The organism is bacterium SCSIO 12643 (assembly GCA_024398135.1).
Classification (GTDB): domain Bacteria; phylum Bacteroidota; class Bacteroidia; order Flavobacteriales_G; family Salibacteraceae; genus CAJXZP01.
Genome location: CP073750.1, coordinates 1244605 through 1268413 on the forward strand (window position 1 = coordinate 1244605; position 23809 = coordinate 1268413).

Consider the following 23809-nt stretch of genomic DNA (forward strand, 5'->3'; position numbering starts at 1 on the left):
ATTCATTAAATTAATGGTGATGATCTGCTTCGTTTCCATCATGGTCGTGGTCATGATCATGTGTATCTTCCATTAAAGAATCCTGACCTACCACAAACTCTTCTTGCGCGTGGTGTTCATGTGCATCGCCATGTTCATGTCCATGAGATTCTTCTCCATGTGCATGACCGTGCGCCTCTTCACCATGATCATGAGAATGTCCTCCGGCTTCATGTGAATGACCTTTCTCTTGATTTGGGGCACTACATGCGCCTAGTAAAAACATTGTGGATACGATAACTATATTTACGATTTTCATAATTTCTATTTTTTAAATTTTATTTAATTCTTGTTTTGAGTTAAACTCATAATTGATAATCTAAAAGACTTGCTTTTAGAACATGCATTTCCATTTCCATCTTGAGCATAGTATCCATGGCGTCTCGATAAAACTGTAATTCCATGAAATACTCCAAATAAGAGATCTGCCCCAGGTGATACGCCTCTAGCAACATACTTTCACTATTCAGATCAGAAAGAGTAGATACATATTCTGTGTATTTACTCTTCAGAACCTGATAGTTGTTATACTGCTTTTGGAATTCAGCATAATGACTTTGCGCTACTACTTGATTCAACGACTGACTATACTGATATGCAGATGCTGCGGATTTGACTTTATTTCTATTACTCCATAATGGGATGGATAAACCACCATAAATCCCCGAGTAATTTGAACCAGATACTCCTTGATAATTATACCCGGCAGTCAAATTCGGCAGTCCTTTATTTTTTGATAGTTTGTAATTCTGTAAAGCAACTTCTTCTTGCTGATTCAAACTTCTCAATTCAGGATCTCGATTTTGTTTTTCCACCCATAAAGAATCTACCGGATCTATTTCAATTTCGGTTTCATATGAGGATGGAGAAAACATTATTTCATTCCCACCATTCAACTGCTGTAATGTCAACAACACATTCTGCATTTTGGTTTCTAACTCAGTTACCCTGAATTGCTCTTGGATCCAGGAAATTTTAGCCTTATTTACATCCAATAAGCTGACTTCTTCACTGTTATACATTTCAGAAATATGATTAAAAACCTGTTGAGCCTGTTGGACTCTTTTTTCTTCAACCTCTTTCTTCTTCTGTAGATAAACCAATTGCAAACAATATTGCTTTGCCGGGAGCAATACCGATTTTCTCTTTTCGGCATACTCCAGTTCTAACTGAGTATACTGTTTATCTATCAGTTTACTCCTTACCGAATAAACTGTTGGAAATTCAAATGACTGGGTAATCTGAAACTCTGAATAATCTCCGGTTTGATGTTCCCCCCAAGGTAAATAATACACCCCAACTTGAGGGTCCGGCAAATTATTTTGTGTTTTTAAAGCCAACTTCCGACTTTCAATCCAGGAAGCATATGCTTTGATTTCATTGTTGTTTTGTTCTATTTCCTGTAAAATCCGATTGATCTCATTGGTTTGTCCCCAAACAGATACTACAGAGATATACAGGAATAAAACAGTTCCTATATTTTTTAACATTTAAAATTATTTTAGGTTAAACGGACGGATGTCCATCAATACATTAGTTGTACCTATTGCATTAACCTAAAGAAGGAGGGCCTCGAAATGAAAATCCACTGACTAGCGGGTCGGAATATATTTGATACGGTTGATCTTTAATAGGAACCTTATCCCTAACAGTCCCAATATGTATGATTTGCTTCTGATCTACATCAAAAAAAGTCCCGGTTACAATTTGTAAAGAGTAACTTCTCTTAGTATACTCAGACGCTTCGTGCACATGATACACATGTGAATGATCTCCAAAAAATAAAGACCAAAGCAAACCATCTGAATCTTCTTCTGAATGATCAGAATCCTGATGGTGAGAATGTGTTCCTAAATGATCGTGATCATGTCTACCATCATGGTGATGATGAGATTCAGCTACCGGGTGTTCATGATGTGAATGATGCACATGAGGCACCACATTATGCAACATCAAAATACTAATGATGCCTAATAAAAAAATGGCTTTTAGTTGTTGCAACTGCTTCATGAGCTAACAAAATTATTCATTATCACTCAACTAACAATAAAAATATTATATGCAAATTCACTTATTTGACAATAAGTTTAAACTTATTTTGACCTTATTCATTATTTTTCGGACATCGAATCAATCATTATTCAAAATTTATTAAAACTATACTTATGATCATTTACGGAACCAAGCCTGTAAATCTATTGTCTAAAAACTCTAAAAATACTACGTGCCCCAACTGTCAAACCGAAGGCTCTATTACTTATCACATCTATCGTAAACATGCCCACATTTTTTGGATCCCATTATTCCCTCTCGGAAAAAAAGGATATTCGGAATGTTCTCATTGTAAAAATGTTTTAGAGCCAAAAGAAATGCCCCGAAACATGCAAATGGAATTGGATATTGTAAAAAATGAAGCACGTGGTCCAATCTGGCAATTCGCTGGTTTAGGAATTATCGCCATACTATTCGTTTGGGGTGGTTTTGCCAGCAAACAGGATAAAAAAATGGAACTTCAATACCTTGCCGCTCCAGCCGTAAATGACGTATATGAATACAAAGCTGAACCGGGAAGTTATAGCACCATGAAAGTTGTTGAAGTAACAAGCGATAGTGTTTTTGTTGCTCCAAACATGTATGAAATCTCTAAAATGAGTAAGATTTATAAAATTGATAAATCGGAAAATTATTCTGAAGATGTATATGGTATATCGAAAATTGATTTGAATAAAATGTATTCGGATGGAAAAATTTTCGATATCAATAGAGACTAAGAATTTTCTTGTTTTGAAACAAAGTCATCTACTTACCGGGTGACTTTGTTTCTTATCACATCAACCCATCAAATACTTTTTCGTCATTTAAAACGTTATTGATCAGATCAATTCACCCATTAAAGAACATTCTATATGACATTTTCACCAACTATCTATTGCAACGACTTTGCGCGTAATGTTCTTCCAATCCAATCTTTATTTTATTTCCTCTCAATATGAAAACCTGCCCACAATGTCGCCAAAACGTTTCCTACAAGAAATCTTTTACTCCGGATAATGCCATTAATATTCGAAAGCGTTCGCAAAAAGAACTATATATCTTCAAAGGTTGGTGTCCCAACTGCCAGATAGAACTCAGAAAAAAGGTAGAAGGTAATAAGGAAAGCAAATGGTATATCCACAAACTGGATAATCTCAAAGATTTGCCTCCTCCTATTTCAGATTCCGAACTTCATGAAATTGAACGCAAGCTATATCGTCATATCGAAAACCGGTATAAATGGAAGACCTTCCTGTCATATCGCAAGCCGAATGATACCATCCATAGATTTAAACATCTCAATGGCTCACAAAAAAACATTGCAATTGTTCGAAAAGACATGATAATTGCCGAATTTTCAGCTTTTATTGAGTTATAGATGAGTGATGTCCATATTGATGAAAGCATTTTTATCTGGATCTTTTTAACGGTATCCATTTTCTTTTATGCCTTTCATTTCGGTCAACTCCTACTTATTAATTTCTTCGAAAAACAAATCCGCACTTACCTCAGAATCCCTACAACAGGTACTTTTAATCAGATAACAGGCCCCATTTTAAGTAGTGTCATATTCTTTTATTTGATGGAAATGATCCTATTCTCAACAATCTCATCAACCAATGTATTTTTCTTCTTTCTAGAATTTTATAGCCCTTTTCATTTTGGATACATCTTCTTTATACTTGGCATGAGTTTTTTAAGTCTTTCAAGATTTTCTATCGATTCGAAAAAAACATACGAACAAAAGCTCACCAGAAGACAGTATTTGAAACGTGTCTTTGTATTATCCTCCATCACCTATGGTTTATTGATCATACAAAAGACTACTCATCTTTTTCCTAAACATTTCTGGGCAGTGTATATTATCGTACAAACTTTGGTTCTTTATTTAATATTCAATTGGAATAATCGCTCAACATATGGTCATTAAATCTTTAGAGCACATCTCATTTGACTCCATTATTACATGCTTTTTTAAAGCATTCGAAAATTACTTTGTTCCTCTACCAAACAACAAAGATCTGTTTAAAGCCAGATGGGAAAATGCGGGAGTGAATTTTAAATATTCTTACGGAATGTTTGATGGTGATCAACTTATAGCTTTTATTATTCATGCCATAGATTATAGAAAAGGACACAAAACCGCATTTAATACCGGGACCGGAGTTTTACCAGGTTACAGAGGACAACGAATCGTTCAAAAGTTATATGATGCCGCCATCCCAGAGTTAAAAAAACACGATATTACCCGTTGTACTCTTGAGGTCATTACTCAAAATAACAATGCCATTAAAGCGTATAAACGTATCGGTTTTAAAATCACGAAAGAATACCATTGTTATAACGGTTCCATCGCTCACATTGAACCGAATTCAAATACTCAAATAAAACAAGTCACTTCATCGGAAATCGATTGGGAATCCTTACCTCGACAAGAGGTTTATTCCTGGGATCATCAAAAAGAAACCTTGAAAAAATCTGATTTCACTTTGTTTAAAGTTTTTTATGATGACCAATGGGAATCATATTTCATTATGGATACCTCAAGAGGCTACATAGCTCAGTTTGACGTTTTGGTTCATTCAAACAATGTGTGGGACAGACTGTTCCAGAGTATTCGCAAGTTAGCTCATAACATCAAAGTTAATAATGTGGATTCTAAAATTGAAGCAAAAATTGCGACTTTGAAAAGAGTCCATCTACCACATATCATAGATCAGTATGAAATGGAACTTTTTATATGATTAATATTGTTCATCGTTATCATATTTAATCTATGCGTTCTATTTCTGATTTATTAAACGATCCTTCCGATCATACGGCCTTGCTTTTTGATGCTTTTAAGGAACATATCAAAATTAAAGTCGTTCCTAAAGGTACTATCCTGCAATATCAGGGAGACCAAAGTGGCACAGGTTACTATGTCAAAAAGGGACTTCTCAAAAGTTATATTATAGACGAAAAAGGAAAGGAACACATATTTATGTTCGCTCCTGAAAAGTGGATTATTTCAGATATCGAATCTCAGATTTTTGATATCCCTTCAGAACTTTTTATTGAGACCCTTGAAGATTCTGAAATCTATGTCCTGAAAAAAGAACTTCTAAATCAATCGTTATTGCCAGACCATTTGGTAAAAAGTGAAGTCATTCGACTTCTGAAAAGAATTTCTGTTTTGCAAAAAAGAGTCATCATGCTAATGAGTGCTCCTGCAATAAAACGCTTTGAGCATTTTATGGAAACTTATCCGGATATCATTCATCGGGTTCCTCAAAAAATGATTGCTTCGTATCTGGGCATCACACCAGAAGCTTTAAGCAAAATTAAAAGTGATCAATTCAAAAAGCCTTAAGTCATTTCTTAATCTACATTAATGCATAGTAGATCTGTCCATCGGAATTTTGCATTATAAATTTAAAATTGAAACTTATGAGAAAAGAAATCTGGTTATGGGTAATAGGTTTAATGCTATTTCTACCTACTCAAGCACAAAAAATAAATGCAGAAACTTCAAAAGTTACTTTTGAAATTGGAAACATGGCGTTCAGAGTGGTGGACGGATCGTTTAAAGAAATGAGTGGGCAGATTAATTTTAATGTAGCGAACTTATCTACTTCAACTTTTAATGTGTGTATCAATCCTGAAACAGTAGATACAGATAACAAAAAACGAGATGAACATCTTAAAAATGAAGACTTCTTTAATACGGCTAAATATCCTACAATCTGTTTTGAATCTACAGAAATCAAGAAAGGGGACAATGGTTTTATTGCTATTGGGAAATTAACTATGCATGGAGTCACCAAAGAAGTTCAAATTCCATTTACATATAATCAAAATACATTTACAGGAACCTTAAACCTCAACCGTTTGGATTACAATGTAGGCGAAGACACCAGTACATTTATGGTTGCAGATGAAGTAGCCATTACTATTATTTGTAACGTAAACTAACTAAATCAGGAGGGAGTTAAAACTATGACTTCCTCCTGATTTTAATATTTATCATTTGACCCGTAACTATTCGTCATTAAAATCGTCTATTTTGTAATCTAAAATATTCAGGTTTTTATGACTTATTTTTTCAAGTTGCTCAGATCACTTTTATTGATTTCCATCGGAATTTCCGCCCCATATTTCGTTATCGCCCAAAGTTTCACATTTGGCGTTTTAAATCAGGAATTAAAATGCTCTCAAGAACCCCAAAACCATATGGAGCCAGGCACTACGATTCCTGATTCATTAACATTACCCGATTCTGTAACGGTTCCACAAGGTACTCTAGTTTATCTTTCTACTTCCGCTTCAAATCCTAAAAACCAGATTTTATATACTATAGATATGGGAACTGAAAAAACGTTGATTTTAGATAGCTCTCAACCCATTCCATATCGGTCTCTAAGTCAAAAAAAAAGCAATCAGATTCAAAAAAAGTTAGCCAAAGACATCAATATCATCGGAATCAATTATCCCAATCAACCCTGGGTAGATTTTGTGTGTTTGATCAATAAAAAAGGAGAATATCTTCAAAACTCCTCAGTAGCTTACGCTCAGTTTTTTCAACAATATGTTTACCTTGCAAAACGCACCGTATATCTAAAAGAGAGCACCTCGACTAGTATAATTTCAACTCAAATTCCGGCTACCCCTTTAAAAAGTCATTGTCAATTTGCTATGGATACGACCACCTCCAAATCTGATTCAATTCCATATATCACCTCATTAAAAAAAATCAACCAAAAAAATTGTTCTACGCCAAACTATGAAGGTTTACTATCTGGTCTTAAGAAGCATGAAAACCTAACTGATTCCGAACCTCATCTACAGTTCTTAGTCATTGGTGTCATAGATTTAGATCATGACCATATCAATGAACTCATCATTGAAGCACGAGGATATGAAAGTCACCATTATCTGATCTATTCATTTGATGAAAAGTGGAATCTGGTATACTCTGGGGGCGGTTGTGGTATTTAATCGATTTAAATACATTTAGATTTTCTATTCCATGCGTTTTTCCAACATCCAGATTGTTATCGTACTTACGGTTCTCGGAACTCTAATTCGATGGATATATGGATTATACTTCGAAGCATGGAATCAGGCTCCTGATCATATCGCATGGGAACTTATTCTTCGAGAAGGATCATGGAATTATACGCAACTGATCCATTATCCTCATGAAGGTGGAAGTATTTTGGTTTCCTTAATTAGTCGCTTTATTGGCTTCTTTACCTCTTATGATTCTCTTGCTATCTCCGCACTTATCCTCGATAGTATTTCAAGGTTTGTTCAGTTATGGGTGGTATCTAAAGTCTTTTCCAGAAAAGTGTTTTGGGGCTTTGGAGCTTGGACGCTACTGGCTACGCCTTTCCTATTAATGTGGGGGATGGTCAATTTCGGACTTCACAATACATCCAGTGTATTCCCATTTATTTTTCTTTATCTACTAGGGCTTCCCCAATCACAAAAAAACCAATGGTTATTGGGAATATTTTTAGGAATTGCTATCTGGTTCTCGTATACCAACCTGATTTTGTTACCCATCTATTTGATCTATCAATTCATAACTTCTTCAAAAAAACAATCTGTGATTCATACCATTTTGGCGTTTATGGTTGTTTTTGGAATACATGTTTTGATCCGTTTAAATTTTGATCCCGGTTTCCATCTTTCTAATTATGGAATGACATCTATCCGTGGTATTGACTTCCTTTCATTTTCATCAGTCCATATGCAACATCTGTTAGGAACCTGGATCAAAGCTATTCCCCAATTAGCTGTAGGAAATACAACTACACACTTCGCTTTAATTCCAACAGCTATCATTTGGTTTATCCTGTTCATTTTAAGCCTGAAAGGTATTTATACTTCATTTCAAAATCGCAAATTTTCTAAATCCGTCTATTACGCCTTTCTAACTATTCCGGTTTTTCTAATTGCCTATGGTTTAAGTCCATTTTATTATGGGAATATCCAAAATGGAAACTTCACTACTTATCGACATCTCACGTATATCTTTCCTATTCTATCAATGATGATCATTGTAGGTCTCTCGGAGCTGAAGTATCAAAAAACTTTGATTATGACTTATTTATTTGTGCCTGTTGTTACGGCAGGAATATCGGTCATAAATCCGATAAAGAATTCTCAAAGCCGTACTTCAACCCTAAAATCTGCCGGATGGGTGATTGGTTATAAGTTTGGACATGATCCTTCTAAACTCCAAAGCATTATTTCAGATTCGGAGAATTATGATTTACTTCTGGAAGGTACCGGATGGGGTGTATGTACCGCTTTATTTGAAAAACCTACGACTTCCTCAGAGGAAATGTCTAACAAAATAAATCAGCTACTCAGAATTAATAATCAGTTTAAACCTTCAGAACAAATTATTTTTCTTCAAGGTGTAAAATATGCTTTTAGTCCAAAGGCAAATCCGCAACTTCCTCAGGAAACACTACATCAAATTTTAGAAAAGACTGCTCCTTAAGCTTACTGCTTGATAAACTTCATCACACCAAAATCAGAATCAGACTCCAAATGCAACACATAAGTTCCTGCAGGTAATTGCTGTACATCTATCAATTGTGTCGCAGATCCAGTATAAACCAATTGTCCATTTATCGAGAATACTTTTACACGATATGGCTGACCGGAAACATCCTGAATATTTAAATAATCCTTAGTGACAGTTGGATATACTTTGACACCTTCAATTATTGGTTGATCCTCTACTGATAACAAAATACGTACGGCTTCTTTTACAGCGGCATAAGCATCAACCTTTCCCCATCCCCATTCAGCACTACCTGTTGCAGGAATAGCTCCTGTCTTATCATCTTGTCTTGCTTTTGTTTTTAAAATATCTTTAATCTGAGCCGGAGTTAAATACGGATTCGCTTCCAACATTAAAGCAACCACACCAGTAGCTGCCGGAGATGACATAGATGTTCCTGAGAACTTGGAGAATTCGTACGTTCTTCCATTAAAAGTTGTTGAAGATGTTGGTGTATATGCTCTGGTAGTAAATGACGAAATAGACGACTCCACACTAACTCCAGGTGCAGAAATATCCGGTTTGATTCGCTCATCAATTGTTGGGCCTTCACTTGAGAAATTGGCTAATGCGCCATTTATTACCGTTCCATTTGGAATACGAACTTCACTGGTATGTGCCGCAACGGTAATTACATCTTTTGCGCAAGCCGGTTCCCCGACAGCATATAATGCATCGCCAACCATACTGTTAGGACCAAATGAGGTAAAAGGCATTCCCCAGTTACCCGCACCATTACTCAATTCAGTCACATTATGATAATGTACTGTTCCCGTATTGGCATAAGATTTTAGTACTACGCGCAAATTTGAATTGGTATTCTTTACACGCAATGTCATATGAGGTCTTTGATTTTGTGGATGAGCCGCATCGGTAGCTAAATTGAAAAATATGGTATCCGTTCCGGTAATCAACATCGAATCCAAATACGAAACCGCTGTTGCCGTTTCATATATCGGAGACTTCACCTTTAACGTGTTACCACTATAAATTTCAATTCCCGAACGAAATTCATGACCACTTTCTCCCCACATGGAAACACTCTGTCCCCACATGCTTGGGTGCGCATTGTAGTTGTAAAAGTTAATGGTAGTCACCACAGAATCCTGATTAAAATCTTTCTTGATATGGAAATTCACATCACCATTATTTCCTCCGGAAGTCACAATCACTACACCATCATTTACAAATCCATCTAATGCCTGACTTAATAAAGACGTTCCATCTAAAGGTCCCAGGTGATACAGTCCCCAACTCATATTGATCACTAGTCTTTTGTTTTCTGCATTGGCAAAATCCTTCATCCAACTCACCGCATCAATCACCGATCCGGCATCTAAATGAATGGCAGTAAACAAGTATTCCGATTCAAAAGCCACTCCTCTTAGACCTATTCCGGCTCCACTTCCACCAGCAATTCCTGCCACATGACTCCCATGAGTTGCGTAATCATAATATGTACATGCGGTATCCGATTGTGCCGTCATTAACTCCGTTGCACCTACATACTCGGTACCATAACTCATAGATGACGGTGCCGGACCTGAAGTTTTGAATTGATCCCAGGAAGCTAAAATTCTGGTTTCCTGTAAAGCAGTATCATAGAACATAGGATGTGTATAATCAAATCCCCAATCCGTTACTCCAATAATCACATTTTTACCTGTATAAGAATTATCCAGTCCTAAACCCTGATGCACTGAATCTGCTCTTAAATCTAAAACCGCTTTAGCAACTTCCGGTTGGATTCTATTCGCAATCTCTATGTAACGAACGCTTTTTAAACTCTGAATTTTATTCAGTTGATCAACAGGCACTTTTAAAGTTACAATATTGTTGATCTGAGTTCCTGGTATAATTCCCTTCGGTAAATCAGTTGGCGAAAATGATTCTGTCACCATTGCTACCATCGACAAATGATCGGTTCCGTTTATTGAATAAATCGGATATTTTTCATCCAAAACGTTCAATTGACGTGACTGAACAGATTTTTGTATTTCACTTAAGATGTGCTGATCTCCACTTGAAATCCCTACTTGTCCATATAACCAACTACTTATACTTAAAAACAATACCGATGTAAAAAACTTCATACGCATAATTTGAAATTGCAATGTACCAAAATTTTCATTTTCACAAATGTCTTCCATCGATCATATGGGAATTAAATCTGAGATTCGTTTGTTGTTCTCCTTACTTATCCAAATCGATTTCTACTTTCGCATCCTGTAACAATATTTGATGAATTCTTCCAAGGCACATACTGATCCCTGTTTCATTCCTTTCAAACAGGCTTTTAAAGATGAAGATTTACCATCGAAATTCACATTTCCTTTTCAATATCAACCGCATCCAATAGCCCAAATGGCTACAAAGGAGCTACAGGAATATCTGGAAACACAAACTTCGTGGACACATCAATTTTGGGAACCATCGGCTGACCAAAACAAAGCTGTTGGCAAAATGTTTGGCGTATTGATTGTCAAAAATACTTATGGTCGATTGGGATACCTTACCGCCTTCTCCGGAATATTGGGAAGTCAAACATTAGTCGGGCGATTTGTTCCTCCGATTTATGATCGTAAAGGTGAGTCAAGTCTTTTTCTAAAAATTGAAAAAGAGATTTCTCAGATCAATCATCAAATTGAACAGCTTCAAAAAGCTACAGATTATCTCGATCTCAAACAGTATTTACAAACATTACAAGAAGAATCTCAAAAGGAGATTGCTCAAAATAAACTAGCTGCAAAAGCGGCTAAAAAAGAACGTGATCACAAAAGGGATCATTTCAAAAACATATTGGATCAGGAAGCATACGAAGAATTATTGAACGCACTTCGTAAGGAAAGTATGGACTTAGATTACCAGCATAAAAAAGCTTCTAAATCCTGGAAAATTCAAATTGAGGAGACTTTGGAAAAACTCAAGGAAAAAGAAGATTTCATCCTACAACTTAAAAGCTTACGGAAACAAAAATCAACAGAACTACAGGATGTTCTATTTCATGAATATCAGGTATTAGATAGTCGGGGTAATTCACGCAGTGTTCTGGATATTTTTAAAGATCAATTGGATAAAAAGCCTCCAGCTGGAACTGGAGATTGCGCAGCTCCTAAACTAATCCAATATGCTTTCCAAAAAGGTTATCAGCCAATTGCTCTGGCTGAATTTTGGTGGGGTAAATCTCCACAATTGGAAGATCGAAAACATGGGCAATTCTACCCAGCATGTCGAACAAAATGTGAACCTGTATTAAATTATATGCTTGCTGATGTGGATATGGATCCCAACCCCATAGATGCGATAACAACCCAAAATCTGGATATTCAATTCCTATTTGAGGATGATCATATTGCAGTGATTCATAAACCGGCAAATCTACTTTCTGTTCCTGGTAAAAAAATACGGGATTCGGTTTTCACCAGAATGAAAAAAAAGTTTCCAGATGCAACCGGTCCATTATTAGCTCATCGATTGGATATGTCCACTTCCGGAATCATGGTCATTTCTAAATCTTTGGAAGTCCACCGTGTTTTGCAAAAACAATTTACTGATAGAACCGTTCAAAAACGGTATGTGGCCCTATTGGCTGGACATCCAAAATATACGTCTGGAATTATTGATCTCCCTTTAAGAGTTGACCTGGACCATAGACCGCATCAAATAGTTTGTGATCGCTATGGTAAACCTGCCAGAACCAAATGGTCGGTTATTGAAAAAACAGAACAACATACACGGGTGTATTTTTACCCCATCACCGGTCGCACACATCAACTAAGGGTTCATGCTTCGCACCCAAGTGGATTAAATTGTCCAATCGTAGGTGATGATTTATATGGAATTCCGGACACACGTCTACATCTTCATGCAGAATCCATCACCTTTAAACACCCTGTTACTCAGGAGCAAATATCTTTCCAATCTGATCCCGATTTCTAAATTCTATTCATCAGAAACACATACCTTTATAACCCAATTGATCAAATCAAAAATCTTGCTATTATGTTAGTCACAGAAGAAGAACTTTATAAACTCAGGTTTCCCGTAGGAGAGTTTAACGCGCCCGAAACCATCATTTCAGCACAAATCAATCAATGGGTAGATGTTATTGCGGCATTTCCACATCGAGTGAATGAAGCCACAAAACGTCTTAACACCACCGAAAAGAACTGGAGATATCGCCCGGATGGATGGAGACTCAAGCAAGTCGTTCATCACTGTGCAGATAGTCATATGAATAGCATCATTCGATTCAAACTCACTTTAACCGAAAAAGCTCCAACCATAAGACCATATATGGAACACCTTTGGGCTGAATTGGTGGATAGTCAGGATGACGATCTATCTCATTCCGTTTCAATTCTAACCAGTGTACATCATAAATGGGTACAACTACTTTCGAATTTTACTTCGGAGGATTACGCAAAATATTATGTCCACCCGGAATATGGAACCAACTACCGACTGGATGAAGCTATCGGCTTATATGCCTGGCATTGTCAACATCATTTTGCGCATATCCAACAAGCGCTTGAATCAGAAGGGAAATACAATTAGTTATTCAAGTAGACTGCTAGTTTAGCATTTAATGGTGGATAATTAACTGGAGGTGCATGTTTACAATTCGGTAATAAACTCCCTTCTACAAAATTGGGAAATACCTCCTTGGCACGTTCAATTACCTGCTCTCCCGGAAAGAAAACATCTTCATCCGCACCTAAAACATACACTGGAGCTTGTAAAGATTCCATTTGCGCTTTAGTTACCAACGGAGGTTTACGCATGTCCATATCAACATATTTAAAAATATCCGCCTGGAATTCATGCCAACCTTCCGGATCGGTAAAAATATTATCTAAGAGTTGATCCAGATTCTTCCTGGACGGAATTAAGTTATATTTCAACATGGGCCAGGCTACTTTTTTAACGGATACCCACGGTGAACTATCCACAATCCCTCCAGGTACCACCAATATCAGTTTTGAAATTCTTTGTGGGGCATATGCCGCCAATTTCATGGATACGAAAGCACCGTAAGAAACACCCACTATATTCACCTGGCTAATAGATAAATGATCTAAGACTTCTTCAAACCAAACGCCATAGCTGTGGTCTTTAATACTTGGTCTGTGCTCTGCGCTTCTTCCAGTCTGACCAATCATATCCGGGGCATAAACTCTATGCGTTTTAACCAACTCTGAAATCGCCAATAATGCTATAGGTGCATTCGCTCCAACTCCATGCATGACCACAACTGGTGGGGCCTCCTCAGGACCCGCAATCAATACGTTTGTAGCCCCGAAACTGGTTTCAAAATTCTTCTCCACAAAATCAAATGGTAGCTTAGACAATGCTTGTCGGTAATGCCCTTGAAATTTTCTTCGACCTTCTTCTGATTTATATATGGTTGACTGTTTCATAAAACTCATTTTTGTAGTACAAATGTATTCAAAAAATCAAAATTAGGACGATTGGTCTAATTTTAATATTTTAGAGGTTATGAAAACCAAAGAGAAAATTTTATCCTCCGCATTAAACTTGTTCAATCAACAGGGCGTAAGCTCTATTTCTTTACGTGATATCGCGCAATCTACCGGTATTAGCAAAGGAAACATCGGTTACCATTTTCCCCTTAAAGAGGATATCGTTTACCAGTTATATACTCAAATGAAGGAAGAGTTATATGAAATCTCAAAGCAGTTTGTCTCTACACCTGACTTACTAGAAATGTTGCTAAATGCACCAATTCTCACTTATGAATTATCTCATAAATATCGTTTTCTATACACCGAATACGTTCATGTATTACAACAATATCCAAGAATAAAAGAAGAACACCAACAGGAAGTTTCGGAAAGGAAAAATCAATTTAAATTCATTCTTCAAGGTCTTCAATCCACTCAGATCTTAAGAAATGATATTAGTAAACCTCAATGGGATATTATTTTACAGCAGAGTGGCCTTGTTAGGACCATGTGGTTTGCATATACTGCATTCCAACAAGACCTTTCCAAAAAAGATAAACTTTGGAATTACGTAGAAATGGTGAACCAATTATTATGGCCATATCTAACACCTAAAGGAATCTCACAATACGACCAAATTACTCAAAAAATCAAAAAATCATTAATGTAATTGAATTCGCTCATCCCAGCCTCCGCCTATAACACCAACTCTTAATAAGTCTCCTTCAAGTTTAGGATATGCGATTAACACCGGATAATTTTCCTCGACCTCATAAACGTCATGATTAAACGAAATTGTATCGCTGAAAACAACATCACCACCTTTTTGTATTTCCCTAAATATTCTGGTCTCTTCTGCTAAATCTTTCAAACTTAATGTCACCAATCCCAAATCTTGATATACCAACACCTTTCTTTCTTCATTTTCGGTGAGCACAATCGAAGTGTATTCTTTTAATTGCTCCAAAAAATTCTGGTGGTATCTATCTTTCCTCAAATAATATACTTCATGAGGATAAATTTCTCTGTCATAGTTAGCCAGGATATCCAAGGGTTTTCTCCATTGTACAGCCTTGGTGTCTAACCTTTTTTGATACTCACTTTGATTATAAAAATTATCAATCAATAAACCCAGAACCCCCATGTTGATTACAATAAACACAAGCTTTGGAATTTTTAAACGGTCCATAATCGGATCCAATATTTCCATTAAAGAAATCACTACCAGAGGCCAAAACGGCAACAATACTCTTCCGGTAGGCAAAGGTTTATTTCCGATCCAGGCCATTGTAATAATCAAAGCAAATGTACCAATGGTAATAAGTCCAATAGGGTTCTTAAATTTTGAAATAAAAAAGAAACCGATAATCAAGCCCACAATCAAAAAAGTCGCAGGAATTATATAAGCCATTTCCATTTCAGAACGCCCCAAAAATCTGGAGATGAAATCATATGGTATAGCCTCAATGACCCCTTCTTCATAAGCTCCATAAAGAGGCTTTCCCTCTCGTGTAACCGAAAAAAAGCCGTAAACTCCAAGTAAAAACAGTCCTATAATCCACCTCAATTTCTTCTTAGGAATTTCGGGTAATTTCCATTTAAAATCAAAAACAAAAATGTAAGCGCCCATTACCAGAATAATTGGAATAGCTACATAATTCGCATACATGGCTAAAAGGAATAAATATGCCAACCATAGATACCATTGGTTAAACTTGTCCTTATTCTTGTACACAAAAACAGATGCCAATAAAAATGCGGCAGACATTCCATATCCTCTGGCCATTGACAAATAGGTTGTAAAATAGTAAAAGAGCAACAGCAGTCCTAAAAATATCAATCGGTTTTTAAATTGTTTTGAAAACGATATTGCCGTGGAAATATAAACCCCTGCCAATAACACGGCCGGTAATCTAATTGCAAAATCGTTATAAGGGAAAAACAGTGTGGTTACCGTCATCAATAGCGAATTCAAGACATGTGTATTCGCTATTCTAAATTGATATATTTTCCAAACATCCTGAATTCTGCCGGTATTCATATAGGTATAGGCCTCATCATAGGTCATATCCATATATGCAGCCTGGAAGATGACCCAAACGAAAATCACAGTACCTAATAAAATACTCACCACATCCTCAAAACTCTTGATCTTTAAATCAAAAAAAGGTTTCAATTTTTTTCCAAATTCTGATAACGTAGTTATTATTCCCATGAAATCTATTTCCTGCGAAAATAGGTTAGTCCTTTTTATGAATAAGCATTCTTCTATATATATTAGCGAATATCTATATCAATTGACCAGTCACAATTATTGGGAATCAATACGATTTTATCCCCATCCACATTTGAAGGATAAGACAAATAAGTCCACATTTGATTTCCAGACTTATACAAATAATATTCAAGAATCCACTCATCCTCATAAATCAACTCACCGGTTTTATAAACTTTCCTATAAAACCTATCGAAATATGGCTTTCTATTAAAATCAAAAGCCACTACTCTCAGTTGATCATACCCAGACCACTTCACACCATTTTTCTCCATAACAAATGATGGTTTCATTTGACTTAACTTTTTTTGAATAAGTCCATGATAAAGGTCTTTCTCCAAAACATATCTATCGTGAGGGAAATAATAAGTATCAAAAGGATAAATATCTTTATCATAATCTGCTAATATAATAAGAGGCTTCCTCCACAATTCCAGTTTATCTTTATATAGATTTGAAAAATACGTCTGATTAGAGAAATTGATCATAAACACGACTAAAAACAAAACGTTAAATAATAAAACCACCTTTTTAGATATCCTTAGGGATTCAGTTAAATAATCCAATATTTCAATTATAAGAAGTACTATCAATGGCCAAAATGGAATCAATACTCTGCCGGTCGGTAGAGGTTTATTTCCTATCCAACTAATACCTATTATTAATACCAATGTACTTATCAAGATTACACCATACATTTTTTGCGCACGGGTTACCAGGAACGTTCCTAATGATAAAAAAACCAAACCCAATGTCCCTATAACAACCCAATGCTCAGAAATATTGGATGAATCAATAAAACGACTGACCAAATCATAAGGAATAGCTTTAAAAAAACCAATATCATATGCGCCATATAAAGGTCTCCCCCCTCTTGTTACCAAAAAAAAAGCAAAAATGCTGATTGCAAAAAGTGTTATTATTCTAATCCACTTTGACCTGGAAATTCTGGGTATTAAAAACTTAAAGTCAACAACCCAGATATAAATGCTAAAAACACATACTATAGGTATTGCTACGAAATTGGAATATATGGACAATAAAAAGAAATTGGCCATCCATAAATACCAATTATGAAATTGCTGTTTATTCTTATGCACATAAACAGCGGCAAGAAGGAAAGCTGCGCACATCCCATAACCTCTTGCCAACGATAAATACCATGTGAAATAAAAAAAACCAAAAAGTAATCCAAGAAAGATCAACCTGTTCTTAAACTGTTTAGAAATTGATAATGCCACAGAGATGTAAAATCCAGCTATTAAAATAGCAGGTAATCGAATAGCAAAATCATTATACGGGAAAAATAAAGTGGTCACGGTCATCAAAAGAGAATTCAATATATGGGTATTGGCAATCTCAAATTTGAATATTCCCCAAAAATCTTGGATACGACCAGTATGAAGATACGTATACGCCTCGTCATAGGTCATATCTAAAGTTATCCCATGAAAAACGACAATTACGAATATTAGTACGCCTAGCACCAATGAGAACAGGTCTTCAAAGTTCTCTATTTTAAAATTAAAAAAAGGGGTAAGACCTTTTAGGAGGTCCGAGTTTAGTAGGCTCATTCAAAATTATTTAAAACTAAAATAATTAATGTACACTATAAATTAAGATCAGACCTAAGAATACTTTATTCCGAGAGATTACATTTGCTAAAAAATCAAAGTGTACTCATTTACATTAGCACTTCATTCATGGAACCGATGGGCAGTTCTTATAAGCCTGATTCTTATCTGTATCACCTCTTTTAGAGGGTGGAAAAAACAACTTGTTTTTGAACGGAAAAATAGAATCCTACAAACAGTTACTCTATCAATTGCGCATTTACAATTGTTCATTGGCCTCTATTTATATTTTATCAGCCCAATTAGCAGCTACTTTCTTTCTCACTTTTCTGAAGGGATTCATGAGCGGGAACTGCGTTTCTTTGGAATGGAGCACGTCTTTGTGATGGTCATCGCCATCGTATTGATAACCATTGGAAATTCCAAAATAAAGAATGCACAAACAGACAATAGAAAATTCAAGCTCCAATTCGTATGGTTTGGAATTGGATTAATTTTGATTATAAGTTCTATTCCGTGGAGTTTTTCTCCACTGATTAGTCGTCCTTTATTTAGGCCTTTTATTTTTTAAGGTCAATCTCTTTTAAATTTTCAATTCTATTTCGTTCAAGAAAGTCATCAATTGTTTCGAAATGTTCAATGACTCTTTGATCTTTAAATTCAAAAACCTTTTGAGATAATCCTTGTAAAAAGTCTCTATCGTGAGATACTAATATTAATGTCCCATCAAACGCGCTCAGTGCTTCTTTTAGAACATCTTTAGATTTTAAATCCAAATGATTGGTCGGCTCATCCAGGATCAGAACATTCACGGGTTCCAATAACAACTTCACCATTGCCAACCTGGTCTTTTCTCCTCCGGAAAGCACACTCACTTTCTTATCAATCGCATCTCCGCTAAACATAAACTGACCTAGAATATTCTTGATTTGCTTACGAATATCTCCTTTGGCCACCTGATCTACAGTCTCAAAAATCGTGAGACTCGGATCCAATAATGAAGCTTGATTTTGAGCAAAATATCCAACCTGCGCATTATGTCCCAAACCACATTCTCCTTCAAATTCAATCTCCCTCATAATGGCTTTGATCATAGTGGACTTCCCCTCTCCATTCCTTCCAACGAAAGATACTTTTTGACCACGTTCAATACTCATATTGGCATTTTTAAATACCGCATGATCTCCGTACCTTTTTGACATTTCCCTTACCACAACCGGAAAATCGCCTGAACGTTGTGCTGGAGGAAATCTTAATTTCAAAGAAGAATTATCTACTTCATCAATCTCAATAATTTCGAGCTTCTCCAACATTCTCTCTCTAGAATTCACCTGATTTGTTTTGGAATACGTTCCTCTAAATCGTTCGATAAAAGCTTTATTATCTGCAATGAACTTTTGTTGTTCCTGATATGCCTTTAACTGGTGTGCTCTACGTTCTTCTCTTAAGGTTAAATAATGGCTATAATTGGCTTTATAGTCATATATTTTACCCATAGTGACTTCAATCGTTCGATTGGTAATATTGTCAATAAATGCTCTATCGTGTGAAATCACCACAACAGCCTTCGCTTTATTCACCAAAAAGTTTTCCAACCAAATCACCGATTCAATATCCACATGATTCGTAGGCTCATCCAAAAGAATTAAATCTGGTTTTTGCAGTAGTATTTTGGCCAACTCAATTCTCATTCGCCACCCCCCGCTAAACTCACTGGTTTGACGATTAAAATCTGAACGTTTAAACCCCAGACCTTGTAAAGCTTTTTCAACTTCTGCATCGTAATTGACATCTTCAATGGCATAGAATTTCTCACCCAACTCTGTCACACGTTCAATGATCTTCATATACTCCGCAGATTCATAATCCGTTCGCGTTTCTAATTCTTTATTTAGACGATCAATTTCGTCTCGCATAGAGAATATATGCGCAAACGCCTTGGAAGCTTCCCCAAAAACGGTACAATTGTCTTCCGTCAATAAATGCTGCGGTAAATACGCAATTACGGTATCACCAGGGGCACTCACATTTCCTTTAGATGGCTTCTGAACTCCAGCAATAATCTTCATCATGGTGGATTTTCCCGCACCATTCTTCCCCATCAAAGCGATCTTATCATTCTCATTGATCACAAACGAAACATCACTAAACAATGTATGTCCGCTAAACTCAACTCCTAAACCATCTACAGATATCATATCAAAAAAATTATGGCGGCAAATCTAATGATTCCTTACCGGGTATAATTAAATCTTTAGACATCAGAATTTCCATTTTTTGATTTAGGTCAAAAAATAATTTCATCACTCAAATGACCTTTGCACCGCAAATCAACCAAATCCAATTATGAAATTACATTACACATTAAAAATCTATATTTTCTTTACATTTCTGCTTTCTGCACAACTGATACAGGCACAATCTGATAGTTATTATCTTATCGGATTAAAAGGTGGAGTCAATGTAGCCAACCTTCAAGGATCAGAAGGTTCAACACTCACAGGTTTTACAGGTGGGCTATATGCTGAATATTTAATTTCCCCTGTATTTACGCTTAGATCTGAAGCGCTATACTCTCTTCAGGGAAATCGAAATGATCTACTTAGTGATCGCATCAAACTACATTATTTAAACTGGCCTATTTTAGGTAAAGTTTATGTTTCCGATATGCTTGGATTAGAATTTGGGCCTCAAATTGGTTTTCTGCTAAGTGGTACCGGAGGCACATTACCAAGTGGAGCATATAACGCTGTAGACTTTGGGTTGGCATTCGGAACTTCTGTGAATGTAGTGTCCAATCTGGACATCGGTGTGCGTTATAATCTAGGATTAACGGAAGTCACAAAAACGCATCAAAACATAAAAAACTCAGTTTTTCAATTTACCCTGGGCTATACTTTGGGTTATTAAGTCCGTTTAATTTGATTACTTTAGATTCAAAGTATTCTTATGGCAGATTTAAATGTATTCGGACAACCACTCATCCCATGTAGTATGGAACCTCTTACTGGTTATTTTAGAGATGGCTGTTGTAATACAGATGAAACTGATGTAGGCGTACACACTGTTTGTATTGTGGCTACGAAAGAATTTCTAGATTTTTCAAAATCCGTAGGTAACGTAACGATCTTTCTACGCCATTACCTCAATGGAATTTTGCAGGAGTTAAACCAGGTGACAAATGGTGTTTATGTGCAGCGAGGTTTTTACAGGCACATCAAAATCACGCGGCTCCAAAAGTCGTTCTAGAAGCTACCAATGAAAAAACATTGGAAATTGTTTCAATGGATATCCTACTGGAATATGCTTTTTATAGTAATCCGTCTTAGAAATTTCTAAGACGGATTAATCTTTTATCTACTTAGCAATAGTCGCTAAAGTTTCAGCTGCTCGTTTTACAGTGTTATCAATATCTTCGTAAGACAATGCATCACAGATAAACCAGGTTTCGTATGCTGATGGTGCTAAATACACACCTCTTTCCAACATTCCATGAAAGAATGCTTTAAACTTAGGATTATCCCCTGCCTTAGCGGTCTCAAAATCGATCACCTCTGAATCACAAAAATGCACAGAAATCATAGACCCATATCTGTTGATGGTATACGCATGTCCTGAAGCACTGAAAACAGCATCTAACTCTTTATGCAAATAAGCTGTTTTCTCATTGATTCGCGTATAGATTTCTCTGTCCTCATTCAATGCAGATAACATCGCTAGTCCAGCCGACATCGCCAATGGATTCCCTGACAATGTACCTGCCTGATAAACTGCTCCTAATGGGGCCAACATATTCATAATTTCATTACGTGCCGCAAAAGCACCTACAGGAAGTCCGCCTCCAATGATTTTTCCAAAGCACACAATATCTGCTGTAATTCCGAAAACTTCCTGTGCGCCACCTGGCGCCAATCTAAATCCGGTCATCACCTCATCAAAGATCAGTAATATTCCTTTCGATTCAGTATATGCTCTAAGCTCATTTAAAAACCCTGGTTGTGGAGGAATACACCCCATGTTTCCGGCAACAGGCTCAATAATAATCGCTGCAATTTCGCCTTCATGTTCTTCCACTATGCTTTTAACATGCGCCATGTCATTATAGTTCGCCAACAAAGTATCTTTTGCGGTACCTTGTGTCACTCCAGGGCTATTTGGTGCACCGAATGTCACCGCTCCACTACCTGCTGCAATCAAAAATGAGTCCGAATGACCATGATAGCATCCTGCAAACTTGATAATCTTGTCTTTTCCGGTAAAACCACGAGCCAAACGAATCGCACTCATACACGCTTCCGTTCCTGAATTTACCATTCTGATTTGATCAATGCCAGGTACCATAGAAACAATCAATTTCGCAATCTCAGTTTCCACTTCTGTTGGTGTTCCAAATGAAGTTCCTTTTCTGGCTCTATCGACCACTGCATTTACAACTGGCTGATATGCATGCCCCAAAATCTGCGGACCCCAGGAATTGATATAATCAATATAGGTATGTCCATCCTCATCTTCTAAATAAGGCCCTTCAGCACCTTTAATATAAATAGGTGTTCCACCTACAGATTTAAATGCTCTCACCGGAGAATTTACTCCTCCCGGAATATACTTCTGTGCATCTTGAAACAACGCACTACTTCTTTGATAACGCATCAATAATTCTATTTTATTTTCAAATATTCTTTTTCGCCCTTTTCTTCTTTCCAATCATCACTCCATTTACGCAAAACGTCTATCCATCCGGGGTACGTATTTAAGCAGGAAATAAACTGATATTTCTCTCCCCCTGACTCCATAAAAACCTCTCGATTTTCCATATCCATCTCCTCTAAAGTCTCAAGGCAATCTGCCACAAAAGATGGTGCCACAACCTTAATATTTTTTTTACCCTCTTGCGCCAGTTTGACTAATGTCTCATCAGTATAAGGCTGCAACCACGGATCACGGCCCAATCTACTTTGAAACGAAGTCGAGTAAGTTCCTTCTTTTAATCCTAATCTTGAGGCAATTTCTTCAGTGCTTTTGTATGCCTGGTGTCTATAGCAAAACTCATGTGCCGGAGATGGAGTCACACAGCAACTCGCATCAATCTTACAATGAGATTGAGTAATATCTGATTTTTTTATATGTCTTTCCGGTAAACCGTGATAGGAAAACAAAAAGTGATCATATACATCATCTTCCTGCTCAGACTTCATTTGTTCGGAAATCACTGATAAATATGATTCATCATTATAAAATGCAGGTAAAACCTCCATGGTCATATTTTCAAACTGGCGTAAATCTTCTTTTGCCTGTTCGATCACGGTTTCGGTGGTCGACATTGCAAATTGCGGATATAATGGAATCATTAAAACCTCATCAACACCTTGTTGATCTAACGCTTTTAACCCATCTGCGATTGAAGGTGAACCATAACGCATTCCCAAAGCAATCGGGCAATCTATTTTTTCTTGTAATCGATCTACCATCTTCTGCGAAATCACCACCAATGGAGAACCTTCTTTGGTCCAGATTTTTTGATATGCTGCGGCAGATTTTTTCGCTCTGGTATTTACAATGATCCCCTTAACCAGTAACCATCTAAAAATAAAGGGAATATCAATCACTCTTTCATCCATTAAAAACTGCCCCAAATAACGTTTTACATCTGTAGGGGTCGGACTATCAGGGGATCCCAAATTCACCAATAAAATTCCTTTCATCTAAAAAAATCTAAATCTGCTATTTTTAAAACTATACAAAAGAAACATTTGTTTGTTCCCAATCAAATATCCCATTCAAATGCCTGTAAAATCATGACACTTTCTTTACAAAAGGTCCGAATGATTCCTTTCAGGGCTCCGTATATTTGCGGGACACTAAA

The 23809-nt window shown here is 36.4% G+C and carries 22 protein-coding genes and 1 pseudogene; 13 read left to right on the forward strand and 10 right to left on the reverse strand.

Annotated features, from left to right (window positions below; genetic code table 11):
- Nucleotides 1-10 precede the first annotated feature (10 nt).
- The 3 genes from KFE94_05410 to KFE94_05420 form a co-directional block, all read right to left on the reverse strand.
- A complete protein-coding gene (locus KFE94_05410; GenBank protein UTW67549.1) occupies nucleotides 11-298 on the reverse strand; it encodes a hypothetical protein in 288 nt (95 codons plus the stop codon).
- Between the two features lie 46 nt (nucleotides 299-344).
- A complete protein-coding gene (locus KFE94_05415) occupies nucleotides 345-1529 on the reverse strand; it encodes a TolC family protein (GenBank protein ID UTW67550.1) in 1185 nt (394 codons plus the stop codon).
- 61 nt (nucleotides 1530-1590) lie between these two features.
- Nucleotides 1591-2049: a hypothetical protein gene (locus tag KFE94_05420; protein UTW67551.1), complete on the reverse strand. Its 459-nt coding sequence runs from the start codon at nucleotides 2047-2049 to the stop codon at nucleotides 1591-1593.
- Between the two features lie 155 nt (nucleotides 2050-2204).
- Here KFE94_05420 and KFE94_05425 point away from each other — a divergent pair, with 155 nt between their 5' ends.
- The 8 genes from KFE94_05425 (at nucleotide 2205) to KFE94_05460 (ending at nucleotide 8566) form a co-directional block, all read left to right on the forward strand.
- A complete protein-coding gene (locus KFE94_05425; GenBank protein ID UTW67552.1) occupies nucleotides 2205-2810 on the forward strand; it encodes a zinc-ribbon domain-containing protein in 606 nt (201 codons plus the stop codon).
- Between the two features lie 218 nt (nucleotides 2811-3028).
- Nucleotides 3029-3451, forward strand: coding sequence for a hypothetical protein (locus KFE94_05430; protein ID UTW67553.1), 423 nt, complete (start codon nucleotides 3029-3031; stop codon nucleotides 3449-3451).
- Complete coding sequence (locus KFE94_05435) at nucleotides 3452-4003, forward strand: hypothetical protein (protein UTW67554.1); 552 nt, start codon at nucleotides 3452-3454, stop codon at nucleotides 4001-4003.
- A complete protein-coding gene (locus KFE94_05440; protein UTW67555.1) occupies nucleotides 3993-4817 on the forward strand; it encodes a GNAT family N-acetyltransferase in 825 nt (274 codons plus the stop codon). Before KFE94_05435 ends, KFE94_05440 begins: the two co-directional genes overlap by 11 nt.
- Before the next feature lie 32 nt (nucleotides 4818-4849).
- Nucleotides 4850-5425: a Crp/Fnr family transcriptional regulator gene (locus KFE94_05445; protein ID UTW67556.1), complete on the forward strand. Its 576-nt coding sequence runs from the start codon at nucleotides 4850-4852 to the stop codon at nucleotides 5423-5425.
- A gap of 77 nt (nucleotides 5426-5502) precedes the next feature.
- The gene (locus KFE94_05450) at nucleotides 5503-6027 is read left to right on the forward strand and encodes a YceI family protein (protein UTW67557.1); all 525 of its coding nucleotides are present in this window, start codon (nucleotides 5503-5505) and stop codon (nucleotides 6025-6027) included.
- 117 nt (nucleotides 6028-6144) lie between these two features.
- A complete protein-coding gene (locus tag KFE94_05455; GenBank protein UTW67558.1) occupies nucleotides 6145-7050 on the forward strand; it encodes a hypothetical protein in 906 nt (301 codons plus the stop codon).
- A 31-nt stretch (nucleotides 7051-7081) separates the two neighbouring features.
- Nucleotides 7082-8566 (forward strand): hypothetical protein, encoded by a 1485-nt coding sequence (locus tag KFE94_05460; protein UTW67559.1) that lies wholly within the window; start codon nucleotides 7082-7084, stop codon nucleotides 8564-8566.
- A 2-nt stretch (nucleotides 8567-8568) separates the two neighbouring features.
- On the opposite strand, the gene KFE94_05465 is transcribed toward KFE94_05460, so the two are convergent.
- Nucleotides 8569-10725 carry a S8 family peptidase gene (locus KFE94_05465; protein UTW67560.1) on the reverse strand — a complete coding sequence of 719 codons (2157 nt, stop codon included), beginning with the start codon at nucleotides 10723-10725 and terminating at the stop codon, nucleotides 8569-8571.
- A 148-nt stretch (nucleotides 10726-10873) separates the two neighbouring features.
- Here KFE94_05465 and KFE94_05470 point away from each other — a divergent pair, with 148 nt between their 5' ends.
- Both KFE94_05470 and KFE94_05475 read left to right on the forward strand, forming a co-directional pair.
- On the forward strand, nucleotides 10874-12571 hold the full coding sequence (locus tag KFE94_05470; protein ID UTW67561.1) for an RNA pseudouridine synthase: 1698 nt from the start codon (nucleotides 10874-10876) through the stop codon (nucleotides 12569-12571).
- Nucleotides 12572-12634: 63 nt separating this feature from the next.
- On the forward strand, nucleotides 12635-13189 hold the full coding sequence (locus KFE94_05475) for a putative metal-dependent hydrolase (protein ID UTW67562.1): 555 nt from the start codon (nucleotides 12635-12637) through the stop codon (nucleotides 13187-13189).
- Here KFE94_05475 and KFE94_05480 read toward each other — a convergent pair.
- Nucleotides 13186-14052, reverse strand: a complete 867-nt coding sequence (locus tag KFE94_05480; GenBank protein UTW67563.1) for an alpha/beta hydrolase — start codon at nucleotides 14050-14052, stop codon at nucleotides 13186-13188. The two genes, KFE94_05475 and KFE94_05480, sit on opposite strands and share 4 nt — an antisense overlap.
- 79 nt (nucleotides 14053-14131) lie before the next feature.
- Here KFE94_05480 and KFE94_05485 point away from each other — a divergent pair, with 79 nt between their 5' ends.
- Nucleotides 14132-14767 carry a TetR/AcrR family transcriptional regulator gene (locus KFE94_05485; protein ID UTW67564.1) on the forward strand — a complete coding sequence of 212 codons (636 nt, stop codon included), beginning with the start codon at nucleotides 14132-14134 and terminating at the stop codon, nucleotides 14765-14767.
- On the opposite strand, the gene KFE94_05490 is transcribed toward KFE94_05485, so the two are convergent.
- The 3 genes from KFE94_05490 to KFE94_05500 form a co-directional block, all read right to left on the reverse strand.
- On the reverse strand, nucleotides 14759-16312 hold the full coding sequence (locus KFE94_05490; protein UTW67565.1) for a hypothetical protein: 1554 nt from the start codon (nucleotides 16310-16312) through the stop codon (nucleotides 14759-14761). The genes KFE94_05485 and KFE94_05490 overlap by 9 nt on opposite strands.
- A 62-nt stretch (nucleotides 16313-16374) precedes the next feature.
- Entirely contained in the window at nucleotides 16375-17946 is a 1572-nt protein-coding gene (locus KFE94_05495) for a hypothetical protein (protein ID UTW67566.1), read from the reverse strand.
- Nucleotides 17947-18506: 560 nt separating this feature from the next.
- Entirely contained in the window at nucleotides 18507-20144 is a 1638-nt protein-coding gene (locus KFE94_05500) for an ABC-F family ATP-binding cassette domain-containing protein (GenBank protein ID UTW67567.1), read from the reverse strand.
- Between the two features lie 148 nt (nucleotides 20145-20292).
- On the opposite strand from KFE94_05500, the gene KFE94_05505 reads away from it, so the two are divergent.
- A complete protein-coding gene (locus KFE94_05505) occupies nucleotides 20293-20856 on the forward strand; it encodes a PorT family protein (GenBank protein UTW67568.1) in 564 nt (187 codons plus the stop codon).
- A 39-nt stretch (nucleotides 20857-20895) separates the two neighbouring features.
- Nucleotides 20896-21275, forward strand: a pseudogene (locus tag KFE94_05510) (DUF2237 domain-containing protein).
- 28 nt (nucleotides 21276-21303) lie between these two features.
- On the opposite strand, the gene hemL reads toward KFE94_05510, so the two are convergent.
- Together hemL and hemH are read right to left on the reverse strand one after the other, a co-directional pair.
- On the reverse strand, nucleotides 21304-22596 hold the full coding sequence (gene hemL, locus KFE94_05515; GenBank protein UTW67569.1) for a glutamate-1-semialdehyde 2,1-aminomutase: 1293 nt from the start codon (nucleotides 22594-22596) through the stop codon (nucleotides 21304-21306).
- An 8-nt stretch (nucleotides 22597-22604) separates the two neighbouring features.
- Nucleotides 22605-23648, reverse strand: coding sequence for a ferrochelatase (gene hemH / locus KFE94_05520; GenBank protein ID UTW67570.1), 1044 nt, complete (start codon nucleotides 23646-23648; stop codon nucleotides 22605-22607).
- Between the last annotated feature and the right edge of the window lie 161 nt (nucleotides 23649-23809).

Bases quoted from the DNA above. Each gene is read 5' to 3' on its own strand.
- KFE94_05450 (UTW67557.1), top strand. From the start codon at position 5,503: ATGAGAAAAGAAATCTGGTTATGGGTAATAGGTTTAATGCTATTTCTA.
- KFE94_05425 (UTW67552.1), top strand. From the start codon at position 2,205: ATGATCATTTACGGAACCAAGCCTGTAAATCTATTGTCTAAAAACTCT.
- KFE94_05500 (UTW67567.1), bottom strand. From the start codon at position 20,144: ATGATATCTGTAGATGGTTTAGGAGTTGAGTTTAGCGGACATACATTG.
- KFE94_05440 (UTW67555.1), top strand. From the start codon at position 3,993: ATGGTCATTAAATCTTTAGAGCACATCTCATTTGACTCCATTATTACA.
- KFE94_05460 (UTW67559.1), top strand. From the start codon at position 7,082: ATGCGTTTTTCCAACATCCAGATTGTTATCGTACTTACGGTTCTCGGA.
- hemH (UTW67570.1), bottom strand. From the start codon at position 23,648: ATGAAAGGAATTTTATTGGTGAATTTGGGATCCCCTGATAGTCCGACC.
- KFE94_05505 (UTW67568.1), top strand. From the start codon at position 20,293: ATGAAATTACATTACACATTAAAAATCTATATTTTCTTTACATTTCTG.
- KFE94_05410 (UTW67549.1), bottom strand. From the start codon at position 298: ATGAAAATCGTAAATATAGTTATCGTATCCACAATGTTTTTACTAGGC.
- hemL (UTW67569.1), bottom strand. From the start codon at position 22,596: ATGCGTTATCAAAGAAGTAGTGCGTTGTTTCAAGATGCACAGAAGTAT.
- KFE94_05495 (UTW67566.1), bottom strand. From the start codon at position 17,946: ATGAGCCTACTAAACTCGGACCTCCTAAAAGGTCTTACCCCTTTTTTT.
- KFE94_05455 (UTW67558.1), top strand. From the start codon at position 6,145: ATGACTTATTTTTTCAAGTTGCTCAGATCACTTTTATTGATTTCCATC.
- KFE94_05430 (UTW67553.1), top strand. From the start codon at position 3,029: ATGAAAACCTGCCCACAATGTCGCCAAAACGTTTCCTACAAGAAATCT.
- KFE94_05490 (UTW67565.1), bottom strand. From the start codon at position 16,312: ATGGGAATAATAACTACGTTATCAGAATTTGGAAAAAAATTGAAACCT.
- KFE94_05445 (UTW67556.1), top strand. From the start codon at position 4,850: ATGCGTTCTATTTCTGATTTATTAAACGATCCTTCCGATCATACGGCC.
- KFE94_05485 (UTW67564.1), top strand. From the start codon at position 14,132: ATGAAAACCAAAGAGAAAATTTTATCCTCCGCATTAAACTTGTTCAAT.
- KFE94_05415 (UTW67550.1), bottom strand. From the start codon at position 1,529: ATGTTAAAAAATATAGGAACTGTTTTATTCCTGTATATCTCTGTAGTA.
- KFE94_05470 (UTW67561.1), top strand. From the start codon at position 10,874: ATGAATTCTTCCAAGGCACATACTGATCCCTGTTTCATTCCTTTCAAA.
- KFE94_05420 (UTW67551.1), bottom strand. From the start codon at position 2,049: ATGAAGCAGTTGCAACAACTAAAAGCCATTTTTTTATTAGGCATCATT.
- KFE94_05480 (UTW67563.1), bottom strand. From the start codon at position 14,052: ATGAAACAGTCAACCATATATAAATCAGAAGAAGGTCGAAGAAAATTT.
- KFE94_05465 (UTW67560.1), bottom strand. From the start codon at position 10,725: ATGAAGTTTTTTACATCGGTATTGTTTTTAAGTATAAGTAGTTGGTTA.
- KFE94_05475 (UTW67562.1), top strand. From the start codon at position 12,635: ATGTTAGTCACAGAAGAAGAACTTTATAAACTCAGGTTTCCCGTAGGA.
- KFE94_05435 (UTW67554.1), top strand. From the start codon at position 3,452: ATGAGTGATGTCCATATTGATGAAAGCATTTTTATCTGGATCTTTTTA.